The sequence below is a fragment of the Rhodococcus sp. APC 3903 genome (assembly GCF_030407755.1).
Lineage (GTDB): Bacteria > Actinomycetota > Actinomycetes > Mycobacteriales > Mycobacteriaceae > Rhodococcus_F > Rhodococcus_F erythropolis.
Genome location: NZ_JASDCV010000019.1, coordinates 1 through 16,939 on the forward strand (window position 1 = coordinate 1; position 16,939 = coordinate 16,939).

Genomic DNA, 16,939 nt, shown 5'->3' on the forward strand with positions numbered 1-16,939 from the left:
GCACTGACATTCATCGACACACTGTTGAGTTCTCAAAGAACACGCACACACCATCGCTTCAAACTGGTTGAAAGCTCCGGGGCAAGGGTTACAATCTTAGCTTGTTCGCTCCCAGGAAGCAAGTTCCCGTTGAGCCTGAATGTCTCCGACTTCGTCCAACCGCGTGTCCCCGGCCTCTCGGTCGGGGTTGGTGTCCGTGTCGCTCTGACTTGGACAAAGTTACGCGAATGAAAACTGAGCGTCAAACGTGCAGGTCGCAGGTGTTCGCCAGGTTAAATCCGCTGGTAGCCCGCCCGCAGGCGGGCCACCAACGGCCACAGGAGCCCCGCGAGACAACTGTGACCCCACACACGTCAGTTCGAAAGTATTTTCACGCCGGCGAAATTGCGCTTTCCGCGCCGGACGACCAACCAGCTGCCGTGAAGCAGATCGGATGCGGCGGGCTCCCAGTCGTCGGCCGACACCTTCTGGTTGTTCACCGAAGCGCCGCCTTCCTTCACTGCGCGTCGAGCAGCTCCTTTGCTCTCACACAAACCGCTCGTCACAAGCAGATCGATGATCGTGCGCGGCTCCCCCGGCGCCAATTCGCTGACAGATGCTTCCTTCAGCGCCGCGGCGAGCGTCGACTCGTCGAGTTCCGCCAATTCCGCCTTGCCGAACAACGCCTGGCTGGCGAGCTCGACGGCGCGAGTGTTGTGTTCTCCGTGAACCAAGGTCGTCATCTCGGCGGCCAATCGCTTCTGCGCTTCGCGCGCATGCGGACGCTCCGCTGTTGCAGTCTCCAACTCCGCGAGTTCGTCTGCGGTCAGGAACGTGAACCAGCGCAGGTACTTGATCACGTCGGCGTCGCCGGTGTTCACGAAGTACTGGTACCACGCGTACGGGCTGGTCATCTCGGGGTCGAGCCACAAGCTTCCGCCACCGGTCGACTTTCCGAACTTCTTCCCATCAGCCGAGGTCACCAGCGGAACGGTCATTGCGTGAACACTCTCGCCGTCGACACGACGGTTGAGTTCGACGCCCGCGATGATGTTGCCCCACTGATCGGACCCACCGACCTGCAGAGTGCAGCCGAGATCGCGTCGCAAGTGCAGGTAGTCGTTGGCTTGGAGCAGCATGTAGCTGAACTCGGTGTACGACATCCCGTCCGACTCGAGACGACGCTTCACGGTGTCACGCGCAAGCATGACGTTCACGGAGAAGTGTTTGCCGACATCACGCAGGAAGTCGATGGCCGACATCTTGCCGGTCCAGTTCATGTTGTTCTCGATGACCGCACTCGTCGGTGAATCGTCGAAATCCACGAATCGTTCGAGCTGACCACGGATGCGACCTGCCCAGTCCGCAACGGTATCGGCGGAGTTCATCGTCCGTTCCCCGACGTCACGGGGATCACCGATCAGGCCTGTTGCGCCGCCGGCAAGGACGATCGGACGGTTACCGGCACGCTGAAACCGCTTGAGCGCGAGGAGAGGAACCAGGTGACCTGCGTGCAGGCTCGGTCCGGTCGGGTCGAAGCCCGCATACAACGTGACCGGTCCGGCCTCGAGATCTTTACGCAAAGCGTCGAGATCAGTTGATTGGGCGATCAGCCCACGCCAGGTCAGTTCGTCGAGAATATTCTCAGTCACGGACTCGATCATCCCATCTTCACGAAATGACCGGCGCTCGCGGGCTTCGGCGGTACGCGGACACCGCTCGCGAGTCCGGAATCCAGAGGCGCCACGGGACCTCGGCCGCAGTACTGACCCCCACCCGCGGTCCACTGACCCACTCCTTCGACTCCCCCAATTCGAGCCGAATCCGCGAAGCAGGGTTGAACACGTCTGTTCCGTTGTCCGCCAACGTGATTGCAACGGAAGCGCCGAGATTACCTGGCCCTCTGGCCCATTGGTGAGATGGTCGATCCGGCGATCTCCGAGCAGACACCACATCGTGACCGGCCTCGATTTCGGCCGCTCGGAGCAGAACACCACCTGCGACACCATCCGGGCCGTACGAGATGTTCATACAAAAGTGCATTCCGTAGCTGCGGTAGACGTAGAGACGGCCCGCCCGCCCGAACATCACGCTGTTCCGCGGCGTTTGCCCCCGATACGAATGTGCTGCCGGATCTGGCCAGGGCCCGTCCTTCTCCCCTCCGTACGCCTCGACCTCGACAATCCTCAGCGAGATGTCGTCGACGATCAGGGTCGAGCCGAGAATTGTCAGGCCCGCTTCCAACGGGTTCTTCACATTTTCCAAGGTCTCGATACTCACCCTTCGATTGTGCCCACGCCGTTGACTCATCGGTCGGCCGAGTCGCATAATTCAACAAGTGATGAATTATTGAAATGAGGCGAACCGTGACCACCACGCCGGCAATAGACATCCGCGGACTACGAGTCATTCGCGGCAAGCACGAAGTTCTTCACTCACTCGACCTGCAGGTTTCGGCAGGATCGATCACCGGACTGCTCGGCCCGTCCGGCTGCGGCAAGACAACCCTGATGCGCGCGATAGTCGGAACCCAGATCGTCGAAAGTGGTGAGGTCAGACTCCTGGGCGACCTCGCGGGGTCCGTTGCCCTTCGCCGCCGGGTCGGATACGTCACCCAATCCCCCAGCGTGTACGGCGACCTGACGGTCACTCGAAACGTCCAGTACTTCGGCGCTCTGTACGGCAAGTCCGGCGCAGACGTCGCAGCAGCGGTCGACGCCGTCGGATTGAGCCGATACGCCGACCGGACCGCCGCCGATCTGTCCGGAGGTCAACGCGGTCGAGTCTCGCTGGCATGCGCGTTGGTGGCATCACCTGATGTGTTGATCCTCGACGAACCGACCGTTGGTCTCGATCCGGTGCTTCGTGTCGAATTGTGGGAACGATTTGCCGACCTTGCTCGCAGCGGAACCACCCTGTTGGTCTCCAGCCACGTCATGGATGAGGCCGACCACTGCGCTGAACTGATCCTGATGCGAGACGGGCATCTCCTCGCTCAACTCACACCCGATGAATTGCGCGCCAAAACCAGATGTGAACGCCTCGAGGACGCCTTCCTCGAGCTGATTCGGACTTCACCCGTCGGAGGCGAAATATCATGAGCATCAGGATCTTCGGTGCTACGACCGTACGCATTCTGCTTCAGCTCCGCCAGGACCGTCGCACGGTGGCCATGATCTTGTTGGTCCCGTCGTTGTTGATGATTTTGCTGTATTTCCTCTACCAAGACGTACCCACGCCGCCCGGCCAGGTTTCACTGTTCCAACGGGTGGCGATCACCATGCTGGGAATCTTGCCGTTTGTGGTCATGTTCCTGGTCACGTCCATCGCCATGCAGCGCGAACGCAGTTCAGGAACACTCGAACGCCTGCTCACCACACCGATGGGCAAACTCGATCTTCTGGCGGGATACGGCGCGGCATTTTCGCTCTCGGCCGCCGCTCAGGCGGCTCTCGCGTGCGCGGTTGCTTTCGGATTTCTCGGACTCACCATCGCCGGCAGTCTTGCCTGGGTCATCGTCATTGCAGTTCTCGGCGCAATACTCGGCGTTGCGCTCGGCCTGTTGGCCAGCGCATTCGCGAAGACCGAGTTCCAAGCGGTGCAGTTCATGCCGGTAGTTGTGGTCCCCCAACTGTTCCTCTGCGGACTCCTCGTGCCCCGCGACCAATTGCCGACCTGGCTCGAATGGATCAGCAACGTCCTCCCCTTGAGCTACGCCGTCGACGCACTTCAACAGGTATCGATGCATGCCGACGCGACGGGTCAGATGTGGCGTGATCTCGCCGTCATGGCGGGCTTCGCCGCCGCAGCACTCTCGCTGGCCGCGGCAACACTCGATCGCCGCACTCCATGACCGACAACGACACGGCGCCCGCACGTTCGGGGCGACGACCGGGCAAGTCGGAGACTCGCGCGCAGATCCTCGATTCGGCGCGACGGGCGTTCTCCCAGAACGGTTTTCGACGAACAACCGTTCGATCGATAGCTGCGGCCGCTGACGTCGATCCGGCCATGATTCATCATCATTTCGGAAGCAAGGAGCAGTTGTTCACCGCTGCGATCGCGCTACCGATCGATCCAGTCCAGGTATTGGGACCGGTTCACGCCTCTCCGACCGAAAATCTCGGCGAAAATCTACTCAGAGCAGTGATCGGGCTGTGGGAATCGGAACACCAGCCGGCGATTCTGGCGGCTTTTCGATCGGCGGTTTCCGGCGACGGATCGCAGCTGATCCAGAGCTTTCTGCTCGATGTCGTATTGCGCGACATCATTCCGCGGGTGGACACACCACCTGGTACCGGCTTGATCAGAGCGGAATTGGTGGCATCTCAGATGGCCGGCCTGCTGGTCACGCGATATGTGCTCGGACTCGAACCACTCGCATCATTGAGCGTTGACGCGTTGGTACCGCTGGTGGCTCCGAACCTCCAGCGGTACCTGACCGGTGAATTACCGATCTAGCCTTCAGCCCGCGCGAGCAACTTCTCGTGCTCGTCGTCCGCCACATCGCGTGCTTCGTCGATCAACAGAACGGGAATGCCGTTCTCGATCGGGTATGCACGCCGCAGGCGCGGGTTGTAGAGCAACTCGTCCCCGACCAGCAACAGCGGGCCTTTGTCCTGGGGGCAGGCCAAAATGCTGAGCAACGTCGAATCAATAGCCACGTGAGTCCTCTCGAACCGATCAAACAGAATGTCCTCAGGCTACCGTGCTCCGGTGCCCACCCTCGTCGGCATCAACTGCGCGGCAATTGCCTTGGTCAGCCGCTTGTACGACTGCGTCTCGGAATCGAGGAACCAGGTCCGTGGTCCTGGCGCCGGCAATCCGGCCGCAGCTAATGCAGTGGAACTCGGACGGTACGACGAACCCACCGGGATCTCGTCAACCACGTGCACGATATCCGGGCGCGCATCAAAAGCGATGCGCGAGAGAGCCTCCGCAAGCTCGGCGGAACGGAACTGCCGCCCCGGACGCCATGTCACGGCAGCGACCGCCAGCTGATGTGGCGCGTCACCGACGCCGTATGCGACGGCAAGATCCACCCGCGCCACACTCGACAACGCGTCGACGATCGGCTGGGTGAACACGGGACCGCGGAGCGTCGAAATGACCGTGTTCTTGTGATCGATCAGCCAGTAGTCGCCCTCGGCGTCCCGGCGGAAGAGATTCTCCGTGGGAATCCACGAATCACCCGCTTGGAAGAGTCCCCGCATGGCTCCGCCCGAGAGATCGGCAGTGAATCCCGCGCGCCCGAGTAGCAACCCGACTTCGTCTTCGGCGCACTCACGGACAAATCCGTTTCCATTTTCGAGGAGCCGACCACTCAGCGGGTCGTATGCCGCCAACCGCACCTGCGCGCTACCCGGCAACGGGCGGCCCTTGGAACCAACTTTGGAGCCCGCGACATTGGCAAGAATCACGTCACCTTCGGTCGACGCATAGAACTCGAGCACCTGCGCGGGGTCGAACGCCTCCGTGGTCCGCTTCCACAGCCCGTGGGGCATTCCCGAACCGATGAACAGTCGGACCGGATGGCTACCGTCGATGAGAAGAAGATCCTCGTCGAGGATCTCGCGCATCATCGACCACGTGTAACTCACGACGGTCACACCGTAGCGGTGGATTTCCTCGACGAATCGAGCCGGATTCAGTCCGCGTGAGAGCGCAATCCGTGAGCCACCGGCCATGGCGCCACCGATGGTCGCGAGCAGACTCGACGAATGATGGAGTGGTGCAAGGCAGTACACGGTGTCACCGCGATCGAGATCTGCCGCCGTGGCCGTTCCGAAGGCCGACAGTGCCCACCGGTAGTTGGTGATCTGCTTGGCTTCGAGCACACCGCCCGATTCCGCAAAGATGATGAATGCGAGTTCACGGGCGACGCCGGGATCCGGCCGGTACCAACCGGGCAGATTGACCTTCGTCGGATCGATTTGTTCGAGATCGATCACGTCGTGTGACGGATCCACCTCGAGTCCGCGGGCATCGCCGCCGCCGAGTACCAAGACCGGCCTACCGGTGACCACCGCAGCGTCGACGTTCTCCGGATCGGTGATGATCCGATCAACCGATCCCAGCTTGACCGCCGCCGAGATGTCGGACCCCGGCGGAAGCATGACGGCAACGGCACCGAGGCGCGACAGGGCCGCGATGGCCGCGAGCGCGCTGGGGCGGGTCTCCATCAGGACACCGACGTGCGCTGCCGGACGCACTCCCACGGAAATCAATCCACGCACGACATTGTCGATGCGGGCGTTGACCGCTTCATAGGTGTGCACACGATTGTCGAAGAGGAAGCACTCGCCGTTCGGCGCTTTTCGACGCTGCTCCGCGAGCAATTGACTCAGCGAGATCTTGGTGTGCGGCTGAATTTGGTTGAGTCGCGCCAGACGTGGCAACGCGCGTGCCGCTTCACCGGACAATTCGAAAGTCCCGCGCAACGCACCAGCTGCAAGGTCACTGATTCCCTTGGTGACTCCTGCACCTACTTCAGCGACCGAGGCGACGGTGTGGATGATCCGATTGCTGATCGACACACCGGTCTGGTCTTCGAGGTCGGCGCCGTAGACCATGTTCGCGATACGGTCCGGGAGGGGTCCACCCGTCTCGGTCCACTGCACGAATTCACCGGTGGTCGGCCAGGTGTGATTGGCCGCGGTGGAACCGACAACCAAACCGAAATGACCTGCGCGCAAGGCAGATTCGTAGACCTTGGCCCGCGGCGCCGCCTGGCTGATCCCACGGACCGCCTGAGGTTGACCGATGTCGTCGACCTCGCCGACGAATGCCAGGATGGGGCAGGTGATCTCGGCGAGCGAGACCAATTGATCCTTGATGACAAATCCACCGGTCATCATTCGGTTGTGCACGATGAACTGCTTGAGCAGTTCGGCAACCGCGGGCCCGGACCACGCGACCCAACCCTCGGTCGCGAGGAAGCGTCGCTGCTGCTCCCTCGGCAGCAAAGCCTCACGGTCGTGCAGTTGAAGCAGGAAGTCGACGCGCATCTTCAACGTCTTCACGGGATCGAGCAACTGGAACCCGGTGCGAGCCATCCACCCGGTGACCGCCAGGCGATTGAAGACGTGATCGGCGAGGAAATCCGCACCCTTGGTGGCCAGTCCGGCCGGGATACCGAAGGGCAACGCGGCGAGTGTGTCGACCGGACTGCCGAAGGTGATGACGCTGGCGATGTTTCGACTACGCCGATACGCGGCAGCTTGATAGGCGAACATGCCGCCCTGCGAATAGCCGGAGATGTGAACATCTTTACCGGTGTGACGGTGGATGTGGTCGATGATGTCGCTGAGAGCGATGATGTGATCGGCGAGATTGCGATCCCAACCGCCCTCTTCGGAGTCGGGCGAACCAAAATCGACTACCCAGGGGTCCAGGCCCATCTCGTGCAGAATTCCCACAGCACCCTGGTCGCGAGTCACGTCGTACACGTTCGCCGACATCATCATCGGCGGGATCAGCACGATCGGTGCACCGACGGTTTCCGGATCGCTGTCCGGGAAGTAGCGGCGAAGCCGGTACATCGCAGCGCGCTCGACGATCTCGAACGGCGACGTGGTCGCATCCGTTTCCAGCCCACCCAACCGGACGACCTCGAGGCCGTTTTGTGCTGTCGCAACCACCCGACGAATCGGGCCCAGCACAGACTTGGAATTCAATCCCACCATTTCACTCCCAAGTTACTCACCATGTGACGTCAGTCTCATTTTTCCCGCGCGCAACAAGCCTACTGACGACGAATACGCGTACGCGGTCAGGGAGCAAATTCTGCTCCCTGACCGCGTACGACCGAAGGACTACTGCCGAAAAGAGAGGGGAAACACTCGTGACCGCAAGGTCAGAGGGTCCATTCCCGCAGCGACTGCGCCACTGCTCGGACTCCGTCCAACTGTTCTGCTACCCGCACCCCCGCGGTGCCGCCTCGCGCATTACGCGAAGCGATGGAACCCTCGACTGTCAGCACCTCACGAACAGCGGGTGTCAGCGCGCTGTCGACGCCGGCCAGTTCCTCGTCCGTGAGATCTTCGAGTCCGACGCCTCGCGCTTCGGCGACACGCACACACGCTCCAGCAGCCTCGTGTGCAACCCGGAACGGCACGCCCTGCCGCACCATCCACTCCGCGATGTCGGTGGCCAACGTGAACCCTGCCGGAGCAAGTTCCGCCATACGCGCGGTGTGGAACTCGAGAGTCTGCACCAGGCCGGTGATGGCCGGGAGCAACATCTCCAGCTGCGCAACCGAGTCGAAGACCGGTTCCTTGTCCTCTTGCAGATCGCGGTTGTACGCCAGCGGCTGAGCCTTGAGCGTCGCCAGCAGGCCGGTGAGGTTACCGATCAAACGACCAGACTTACCGCGCGTAAGTTCCGAGACATCCGGATTCTTCTTCTGCGGCATGATCGACGAACCTGTCGACCACGCGTCGGCAAGCGTGATGTAGCCGAATTCCGGTGTGCTCCAGATGATGATCTCTTCCGCCATGCGGGAGAGATCGACACCGATCATCGCAAGCACGAACGCTGCCTCGGCCGCAAAATCACGCGAAGCGGTTGCGTCGATCGAGTTCTCGGCCGAGCTGTCGAACTTCAATTCCGCTGCAATGGCTTCGGGGTCGAGACCGAGCGAGGAACCGGCGAGTGCACCGGAACCGTACGGGGACACCGCAGCTCGTACGTCGAAGTCGCGAAGACGTTGCACGTCGCGCAACAGCGGATGCGCATGGGCGAGCAGGTGATGTGCCAACAAGACCGGTTGAGCAGCCTGCAGGTGCGTCTTGCCCGGCATCACGGCATCCGGGTGAGCCCCGGCCTGAGTCGCCAATGCGTCGACCACGTCGAGAACGCCGGTGGAGATGCGGCGAACCGCATCCCGAAGCCACATTCGGAACAGCGTGGCCACCTGGTCGTTTCGCGAACGACCAGCACGCAGGCGTCCGCCGACCTCAGGCCCGACACGCTCGATCAGACCGCGTTCGAGTGCGCCGTGTACGTCCTCGTCCGAATCACTCGGTCCGAAGGCGCCACTGGCGACATCTGCCGCCAGACGGTCGAGACCGTCGAGCATTGTTGCGAGGTCGGCCTCGCTGAGCAGGCCTGCCTTGTTCAGTACGCGAGCATGCGCCTGCGACGCCCGCACGTCGTACGGAGCGAGGACCCAGTCGAAGTGAGTCGACTTGCTCAGCGCCGCCATGGCAGCGGCCGGTCCGGACTCGAACCGTCCGCCCCACAGCGCGCCTTCGTTGGTGCCGTGTTTCTGAGCGTCTCCGTCACCGTGAGCCGTCATGGCTCAGAGTCCCAGATCGCGCTTCGCGGCGACCTTCGACGACAGACCGTGGATCTCGACGAAGCCCTTCGATGCGGACTGGTCGAAGCTGTCGCCCTCGTCGTACGTCGCGAGGTTGAAGTCGTAGAGCGACTCCGGGCTACGACGACCGTTGACGGTGATGGCTCCACCGTGCAGGAAGAGACGAATGTCGCCGGTGACGCGCTCCTGCGTCTTGTTGACGAACGTGTCCAGTGCGTCCTTGAGGGGCGAGAACCAGAGGCCGTCGTAGACCAGCTCGGACCAACGCTGCTCCATCTGACGCTTGTAGCGACCGAGTTCGCGTTCGAGGGTGACGTGCTCGAGTTCCTGGTGCGCGGTGATGAGAACCATGGCTCCGGGAGCTTCGTAGATCTCACGGCTCTTGATGCCCACGAGACGGTCCTCGACGACGTCGAGGCGACCGACGCCCTGAGCGCCTGCGCGCTTGTTCAGTTCCTGGATGGCTTCGAGAACCGACACCGGGCGGCCGTCGATGGCAACCGGGCGACCCTTGTCGAAGCTGATGATGAGCTCGTCGGGCGCGTTCCAGTTGACCGTCGGGTCCTGGGTGTAGTCGTAGACGTCCTTCGTCGGTGCGTTCCACAGATCCTCGAGGAATCCGGTTTCGACGGCGCGGCCCCAGACGTTCTGGTCGATCGAGAACGGCGACTTCTTGGAGACGTTGATCGGGATGTTGTTCTCTTCGGCGAAGGCGATGGCCTTCTCGCGGGTCCAGGCGTAGTCGCGGACCGGTGCGATGACCTGAAGGTCGGGTGCAAGGGCGCCGAATCCGACCTCGAAGCGAACCTGGTCGTTGCCCTTACCGGTGCAACCGTGCGAGACGATGGTGCCGCCGTGCGAGCGTGCAGCTTCGACGATGTGCTTGACGATCAGCGGACGGCTGATGGCCGAGACCAGCGGGTAGCGGTCCATATAGAGGGCGTTGGCCGCAATGGTCGGCAGGCAGTACTCGTCCGCGAACTCGTCGCGAGCGTCGACGACAACGGATTCGACTGCGCCGCAGTCGATCGCGCGCTGACGCACGACCTCCATGTCCTCGCCACCCTGCCCCAGATCGATGGCGACGGCGACAACTTCAGCGCCCGTCTCCTTACCGATCCAACTGATGGCAACAGAAGTGTCCAGCCCGCCCGAGTAGGCGAGTACGACGCGATCGGCCATGGTTTTTGTGCTCCTTCGGTTGAAAATCTCTATCAAAGAATAAGGGGTCAGGCGAGCGATTCGATCATGGCCGCGAGTTCCGCTCCGGAAAGCGGTTCTCGGGCCACCACGAAGATGGTGTCATCTCCGGCGATCGTTCCCACGATGTCGGGCATCGAGGACCGATCCAGTGCGCTCGCGAGGTAGTGCGCGGCTCCCGGCGGTGTCCGGAGAACCGCCATGTTGCCGCTGAAATCGGTGGAGACCAACAGCTCACCCAACAGCCGTGAGAGGCGGTCGGTACCGCCGGACACACCGCGTACCGGGTTCCCGTCCTCCGGCACCACGTAAACACCGGCGCCGCCGTCAGCGGCACGCAGTTTCACCGCTCCCAGCTCTTCGAGGTCACGCGAGAGGGTTGCCTGCGTCGCTTCGATGCCCTCGGCACCGAGCAACGCCGCCAACTCCGTCTGACTTCGGACGGGATGCGCCGCCAGCAGCGCGATGATGCGCGACTGGCGACCGGCCCGAGTGGGAGCGACGCTCACGCCTGGTCCAGTTGGGTTCGCTGTTCCAGCAGCCACACGAGCAACGCCTTCTGGGCGTGCAGACGGTTCTCCGCCTCGTCCCAGACGACGCTCTGGGGTCCGTCGAGAACCTCGTCGGTGACCTCTTCGCCGCGATGGGCCGGCAGGCAGTGCAGGACGACAGCCTTCGGATCTGCTTTGGCGAGCAGTTCCTTGTTGATCTGGAACGGGCGGAAAGGTCCGACCCGATCGAGCCCGTCGTTCTCCTGACCCATCGAGGTCCAGGTATCGGTGACCAACGCGTCGGCACCGACGACGCCGGCCTGCGGGTCCTGCGTCAGCGTGATGGTTGCACCGGTTTCCGCGGCGCGTGTGCGCGCTGCTGCTACTACCCAGTCCGCCGGTTCGAAGCCAGCGGGACTTGCGATGGTGACGTCGATGCCTGCGGTGACTCCGCCGAGCATCAGCGAGTGAGCCATGTTGTTGGCGCCGTCGCCCAGGTAGGTCAGCTTCAGTCCCTTGAGCTCACCCTTCTGCTCGATCAGCGTTTGCAGATCGGCCAGAACCTGACAGGGATGAAATTCGTCGGACAACGCATTGACGATGGGAATCGTTGCACCCGTTGCCATTTGCTCCAAGCGCTTCTGGCCGAACGTGCGCCACACGACGGCGTCGACATAGCGGGAGAGTACGCGTCCGGTGTCCGCCAACGTCTCTTCACGACCGAGTTGGGTACTGCGCCCGTCGACGACGACGGCGTGGCCGCCCATCTGCGCGATGCCCATCTCGAACGAGAAACGTGTACGCGTCGAGTTCTTCTCGAAGATGACGCCGACTCCGCGAGGACCCTCGAGTGGACGCCGAGCGAACGGGTCCTTCTTGAGAATCGCAGCGAGTTCCAGAACTTCGGCCTGCTGCGCCGGAGTCAGATCGTCGTCCCTGAGAAAGTGTTTCACCACGGTAGTCACTTCTCCCCCGGCTGGTCAGCCGATAGTGCACTGTCGAAGATGGCAGGTAGTGCTGCCACGAAGGTCTCGGCCTGCTCATCCGTGAGGATGAGCGGCGGCGCCAACCGGATCACTCCGGGTTGCGCTGCATTCACAAGGTACCCGGCTTCGCGCGCGGCATTTTCCACCGCCGGCGCGACGTCCTCGGTCAGCACGACACCCAGCAACAGTCCCGATCCCCGTACGTAGTCGACCAACGGATGGCCCAGATCTTCGATGCCCGCCGAGATCGATTTGCCCAAGCAGTCGGCGCGTGAGATCAGGTCTTCCGCTGCAATGGTTTTCAGCACGGCAAGCGCCGCCGCAGCGCACACCGGATTGCCACCGAACGTCGTACCGTGCTTGCCCGGTCCGAAGAACTCTGCCGTTGCTCCGGTCGCGATGCAGGCGCCGATCGGCATTCCGCCGCCGAGTCCCTTCGCAAGAGTGATGACGTCCGGCACGATGCCGACTGCCTGATGTGCGTAGAACCAGCCGGTCCGGCCGATGCCGGTCTGAACTTCGTCGAGTACGAGCAGCGCCCCGCGTTCGGCGGTGATCCGCCGAGCCTCGACGAGGTATCCCTCGGGTGGCACCACGACGCCGCCCTCACCCATGATCGGTTCGAGGAACACAGCAGCGGTGTCGGAATCGACTGCCCGCTCCAGAGCCTCGACATCGCCGTACGGCACGAACTCGACACCGGCGGGCATCGGTTCGAACGGCGCCCGCTTGGCCGGCTGACCCGTCAGAGCGAGTGCCCCCATCGTGCGACCGTGGAAAGAGCCCTCGGCCGCGATGATCTTCTTCCGGCCAGTAGCGCGTGCGAGCTTGAAGGCAGCCTCGTTCGCCTCGGTACCGGAGTTGCAGAAGAACGCGCGCCCGGTGACGTTGCCGAGATGAGCGAGCAACTGCTCCGCCAACTCGACGACCGGCTCGCTGGCGTACAGGTTGGAAACATGGCCGAGTGTCGACAACTGAGTAGTGACGGCTTCGACGACGGCCGGATGTCCGTGTCCGAGGATGTTGACGGCGATTCCGGCAAGGAAGTCGACGTACTGCTTGCCGTCGGCGTCGGTGAGTACGGCGCCGTCACCGCGGACGAGAGCAACCCGGGGTACGCCGTAATTGTTCATCAGCGAAGCGGACCACCGCTGCTGCAGATCGATCGTGCTCATGAAGTAGCTCCCTGCTGGGGACCGGCGACCGAGGAGCCGGGCACGACCATCGTGCCGATTCCTTCACCGGTGAAAAGTTCGAGTAGGACTGAATGTTCGAGCCGGCCGTCGATCACGTGCGCCGACGGCACACCTCCGCGCACCGCGCGAAGGCAGGCCTCCATCTTGGGCACCATGCCGGCATCGAGACTCGGCAACAACTGGGCCAGGGCGTCGGTGTCGATTTCGGTGGCCAGCGAGGATCGGTCCGGCCAATCGGTGTACAGGCCTTCGACGTCGGTGAGGACAACGAGCTTCTCGGCACCGATCGCCTCGGCCAGTGCGGCAGCAGCGGTATCGGCGTTGATGTTGTGGACGACGCCGTCGGCATCGGGCGCGATGGTCGAGACCACCGGAATGCGTCCTGCCGCAATGAGATCGAGTACCGCGTCTGGGTTCACGGTGGTGACGTCTCCGACCAGGCCGATGTCGGTCGGCTCCCCCTCGACCGCAACAGTGCGTCGAGTAGCGGTGAACAGGTGCGCATCTTCACCGGAGATACCGACCGCGTACGGACCGTGCGCGTTGATCAGGCCGACGAGTTCACGGCCCACTTGACCGAAGAGCACCATCCGGACGACGTCCATCACCTCGGGCGTCGTGACCCGGAAACCACCGCGAAACTCACCCTTCATGCCAAGGCGTGCCAGCATCGCGTTGATCTGCGGGCCGCCGCCGTGCACGACGACGGGGTGGATGCCGACAGTCCTCAGGAACGCCATGTCCGCGGCGAAGGCGGTCTTGAGTGTCTCGTCGATCATGGCGTTTCCGCCGTACTTGACCACGACCACCTTGTCTCGGAATCGCTGCAGCCACGGCAGCGCGTCGGCGAGGACATGCGCCTTCTGATGCTCGCTGATCACGGGATATGTCTCGGTCATGACGAGTACGCCGAGTTCTCTTCGACGTACGCGTGCGAGAGGTCCGTGGTGCGAATGCTCACGGACTCGTTGCCGATTCCCAGGTCGATGTCGAGTTCGATATCGATCCCGCTCAGGTCCACCTCACGTGCTCCCGGAGCGCCGACGCCGTCGATGCAGACGGGACTCCCGTTGAAGGACACACTGATTCGATCGGGATCGAGCTCGATGGGAGCGATACCCACTGCTGCGAGGACGCGGCCCCAGTTGGGATCGGATCCGAACAGTGCCGTCTTGACCAGGCTGTCTCGGGCGATGGTGCGGGCGCCGATCAGCGCGTCGGATTCGGTTGCTGCACCGCGCACCGTCACCTTGACCCGCTTGGTGACGCCCTCGGCGTCTGCCATCAACTGATCCGCGAGATCGTCGCACACTGCGAAGACCGCGGCGTTGAGTTCGTCCTGGGTCGGTGTGACACCGCTGGCGCCGGAGGCCAACAGGAGCACCGTGTCGTTGGTGGACGTGGCGCCGTCGACGTCGAGGCGATCGAAGCTCAGGTGGGTGGCGGCGCGCAGAGCGGTATCGAGCTGCTCGGCCGTTGCGACAGCATCGGTCGTGACGACGCACAGCATCGTCGCCAGTGCGGGCGCGAGCATGCCTGCACCCTTGGCCATTCCGCCGACGTTCCACTTGTTCGCGTGGTGCAGCGACGCCTGCTTGGGCACGGTATCGGTGGTCATGATCGCGTACGCCGCGTCGGTACCGCCGGAGATTCCGCCGGCGAGTTCGTGCACTACCTCGGTGACACCGGGGATCAGCTTGTCCATGGGCAAGCGGTCACCGATCAGGCCGGTCGAACAGACGGCGACCTCGATCGCGCCCGTCTCGGTTCCCCAGTTGCTCAGTGCCGAGGCAACTTCCTCGGCAGTCTTGTGCGCATCCTGGAATCCACCCGCGCCGGTACACGCGTTTGCGCCGCCCGAGTTGAGCACGACCGCGCGCAGCTTGCCCGTCGTCAAAACCTGCTGAGACCACAGCACCGGAGCAGCCTTGACCTTGTTCAGGGTGAAGACGCCGGCAGCGGCCAGATCGGGTCCCTCGTTGAGCACCAATGCGAGGTCCGACTTGCCGCTCTTCTTGATACCGGCAGCAATTCCGGCACCGCGGAATCCGGCAGGTGCGGTAACGCCCTGTGTGCGGAGCAGACGTCCCCCGGCGACGTGAACCACGTCTGTAACTGTCGCGTCAGGCTCGGTTGCGTTGTCGATCTGCTGCGGATTGTCGGTGCTCACGGAGCTACTCCCACGGTAGAGAGACCTGCGGTCTCGGGTAGGCCAAGGGCGAGATTCATCGATTGCACCGCGCCACCGGCGGTGCCCTTGGTGAGATTGTCGATTGCCGAGATGACAACGAGCTGACCGGCGTCGGCGTCAACGGTGACCCCGATCTGCACGGCATTGGATCCGATCACGGCACCGGTCTGCGGGAAGACTCCGGCAGGCAGCACGTGGATGAACGGCTCGTCGTTGTATGCCTTTTCGTAGATTTCGCGCGCTTGCTCTTCGGTGGCCGTGGTGGCTGCCGTGCAGGTCGCGAGGATGCCGCGCGGCATGGGCGCGAGGACTGGAGTGAAAGAAACACTGATGTCCTTGCCGCCCGCGGCCGAGAGATTCTGAATGATCTCAGGGGTGTGGCGATGGACACCTCCGACACCGTATGCGCGGACGGAGCCCATGACCTCGGAACCCAGCAGATCGGCCTTCGGCGCCCGGCCGGCGCCCGAAGTGCCACTGACCGCAACCACGTTCACGTGTGAGTCCACGATCCCCGCGGCAACGGCGGGGGCCAGCGCGAGGCTCGCTGCCGTCGGGTAGCAGCCCGGAACGGCAATGCGGGTTGCGCCTACCAATTTCTCACGGGCACCGGGCAATTCAGGAAGACCGTATGGCCAGGTACCGGCATGAGTGCTCTTGTAGTACTTCTCCCAAGCTGCGGGATCCTGCAGCCGGAAGTCCGCGCCGCAGTCGATGATGACCGTCGACTCGGGCAGCAACTTGGCGTACTGAGCCGAATTTCCGTGTGGGAGACCGAGGAAGACGACGTCGTGACCCGAGAGGATTTCGACAGTGGTCTCTTCGAGTACCCGCGAAGAGAGTGGGAGCAAGTGCGGATGATGCTCACCGAGCGTCGAACCGGCGTTGCCACCGGCGGTCAGCGAACCGATCACCAGACTGCCGTCGGCGTAGGACGGGTGCCCGAGGAGCAGACGCAGAACCTCACCACCGGCGTACCCACTGGCGCCGGCAACGGCGACTCTGATCGGCTTGCGTGCGTTCTCGGTCGTACCACCTTCAGTCATGTCACACAGTATGCATCATTGTGCATCGGAATGCATAATTACTTACCCATGGATCGCCGGATCTCCTCGAGCTTGGCTTTTGCGGCCTTCTGGCGCTCGTCCCACTGCTCGTCGACGGATTTTCCGGCAGGACTCTCGTGTGCCAATTCGGCCGAACCTATGGAAGTACCGAAGCGCCCCTCTATCTTCTCCCGAACACGGTCGAAAGTGGGGACTCCCCCTTCGGTGTAGTCGGGTTCGGGAATTCTCGGGTCGGTCGCAAGTACCACCGGGACGTCGATGATCTCGTCGACCTCCACAACGGTGTCGGGCAGTTCGACTTCTTCGGCGTCGGTGATCGTGTTGTCGTCCTCTACACGGTGCGGCTCGAGGCTCGCGGCAGCGGTGTCCACCACGGAAAGAAGGACCGACAAGCTCGGACGACGCTCGACCACTGCGCGAACGACCGCGAGGAAGTCCTTGTCGTCGAGTGCACTGGCGGCCTCGACTACCTGGTGCACGGAACCATCGTGCTCGGACCCATCATGTTCG

16 protein-coding genes are annotated in these 16,939 nt (G+C 62.9%); 3 read left to right on the forward strand and 13 right to left on the reverse strand.

Translation table 11 applies throughout. The features are described 5' to 3' along the window. Positions 1-353: 353 nt before the first annotated feature. On the reverse strand, positions 354-1,631 hold the full coding sequence (tyrS, locus tag QMA15_RS24090) for a tyrosine--tRNA ligase (protein ID WP_020907871.1): 1,278 nt from the start codon (positions 1,629-1,631) through the stop codon (positions 354-356). A gap of 19 nt (positions 1,632-1,650) precedes the next feature. Further along, positions 1,651-2,259 carry a DNA-3-methyladenine glycosylase gene (locus QMA15_RS24095; RefSeq protein WP_259121200.1) on the reverse strand — a complete coding sequence of 203 codons (609 nt, stop codon included), beginning with the start codon at positions 2,257-2,259 and terminating at the stop codon, positions 1,651-1,653. Positions 2,260-2,345: 86 nt separating this feature from the next. Here QMA15_RS24095 and QMA15_RS24100 point away from each other — a divergent pair, with 86 nt between their 5' ends. Genes QMA15_RS24100 through QMA15_RS24110 form a run of 3 tightly spaced genes read left to right on the forward strand, consistent with a single transcriptional unit; the run spans position 2,346 to position 4,440 of the window. After that, entirely contained in the window at positions 2,346-3,080 is a 735-nt protein-coding gene (locus tag QMA15_RS24100; protein WP_279164109.1) for an ABC transporter ATP-binding protein, read from the forward strand. Continuing rightward, positions 3,077-3,832 (forward strand): ABC transporter permease, encoded by a 756-nt coding sequence (locus tag QMA15_RS24105; RefSeq protein ID WP_046378614.1) that lies wholly within the window; start codon positions 3,077-3,079, stop codon positions 3,830-3,832. The genes QMA15_RS24100 and QMA15_RS24105 overlap by 4 nt, the downstream gene beginning before the upstream one ends. Continuing rightward, positions 3,829-4,440, forward strand: coding sequence for a TetR family transcriptional regulator (locus QMA15_RS24110; RefSeq protein ID WP_046378615.1), 612 nt, complete (start codon positions 3,829-3,831; stop codon positions 4,438-4,440). The genes QMA15_RS24105 and QMA15_RS24110 overlap by 4 nt, the downstream gene beginning before the upstream one ends. On the opposite strand, the gene QMA15_RS24115 is transcribed toward QMA15_RS24110, so the two are convergent. The 11 genes from QMA15_RS24115 to QMA15_RS24165 form a co-directional block, all read right to left on the reverse strand. Beyond that, entirely contained in the window at positions 4,437-4,643 is a 207-nt protein-coding gene (locus tag QMA15_RS24115; RefSeq protein ID WP_003944045.1) for a Trm112 family protein, read from the reverse strand. The genes QMA15_RS24110 and QMA15_RS24115 overlap by 4 nt on opposite strands. A 39-nt stretch (positions 4,644-4,682) precedes the next feature. After that, positions 4,683-7,664: an acyl-CoA synthetase gene (locus tag QMA15_RS24120; RefSeq protein WP_279164110.1), complete on the reverse strand. Its 2,982-nt coding sequence runs from the start codon at positions 7,662-7,664 to the stop codon at positions 4,683-4,685. Positions 7,665-7,834: 170 nt separating this feature from the next. Next, positions 7,835-9,277, reverse strand: coding sequence for an argininosuccinate lyase (gene argH / locus QMA15_RS24125; protein ID WP_029255450.1), 1,443 nt, complete (start codon positions 9,275-9,277; stop codon positions 7,835-7,837). A gap of 3 nt (positions 9,278-9,280) precedes the next feature. Beyond that, complete coding sequence (locus tag QMA15_RS24130; RefSeq protein ID WP_007736221.1) at positions 9,281-10,480, reverse strand: argininosuccinate synthase; 1,200 nt, start codon at positions 10,478-10,480, stop codon at positions 9,281-9,283. A 47-nt stretch (positions 10,481-10,527) separates the two neighbouring features. Next, entirely contained in the window at positions 10,528-11,007 is a 480-nt protein-coding gene (locus tag QMA15_RS24135; protein ID WP_019748604.1) for an arginine repressor, read from the reverse strand. Continuing rightward, the gene (argF, locus tag QMA15_RS24140; RefSeq protein ID WP_019748605.1) at positions 11,004-11,954 is read right to left on the reverse strand and encodes an ornithine carbamoyltransferase; all 951 of its coding nucleotides are present in this window, start codon (positions 11,952-11,954) and stop codon (positions 11,004-11,006) included. The genes QMA15_RS24135 and argF overlap by 4 nt, the downstream gene beginning before the upstream one ends. Further along, complete coding sequence (locus tag QMA15_RS24145; RefSeq protein WP_279164111.1) at positions 11,951-13,150, reverse strand: acetylornithine transaminase; 1,200 nt, start codon at positions 13,148-13,150, stop codon at positions 11,951-11,953. Before QMA15_RS24145 ends, argF begins: the two co-directional genes overlap by 4 nt. After that, positions 13,147-14,070 carry an acetylglutamate kinase gene (argB, locus tag QMA15_RS24150; RefSeq protein WP_279164112.1) on the reverse strand — a complete coding sequence of 308 codons (924 nt, stop codon included), beginning with the start codon at positions 14,068-14,070 and terminating at the stop codon, positions 13,147-13,149. Before argB ends, QMA15_RS24145 begins: the two co-directional genes overlap by 4 nt. Next, positions 14,067-15,278 carry a bifunctional glutamate N-acetyltransferase/amino-acid acetyltransferase ArgJ gene (argJ, locus tag QMA15_RS24155; protein WP_205907984.1) on the reverse strand — a complete coding sequence of 404 codons (1,212 nt, stop codon included), beginning with the start codon at positions 15,276-15,278 and terminating at the stop codon, positions 14,067-14,069. The genes argB and argJ overlap by 4 nt, the downstream gene beginning before the upstream one ends. A 59-nt stretch (positions 15,279-15,337) precedes the next feature. Further along, complete coding sequence (argC, locus tag QMA15_RS24160; protein ID WP_019748609.1) at positions 15,338-16,408, reverse strand: N-acetyl-gamma-glutamyl-phosphate reductase; 1,071 nt, start codon at positions 16,406-16,408, stop codon at positions 15,338-15,340. A 38-nt stretch (positions 16,409-16,446) separates the two neighbouring features. Beyond that, complete coding sequence (locus tag QMA15_RS24165; RefSeq protein ID WP_021344370.1) at positions 16,447-16,908, reverse strand: hypothetical protein; 462 nt, start codon at positions 16,906-16,908, stop codon at positions 16,447-16,449. Between the last annotated feature and the right edge of the window lie 31 nt (positions 16,909-16,939).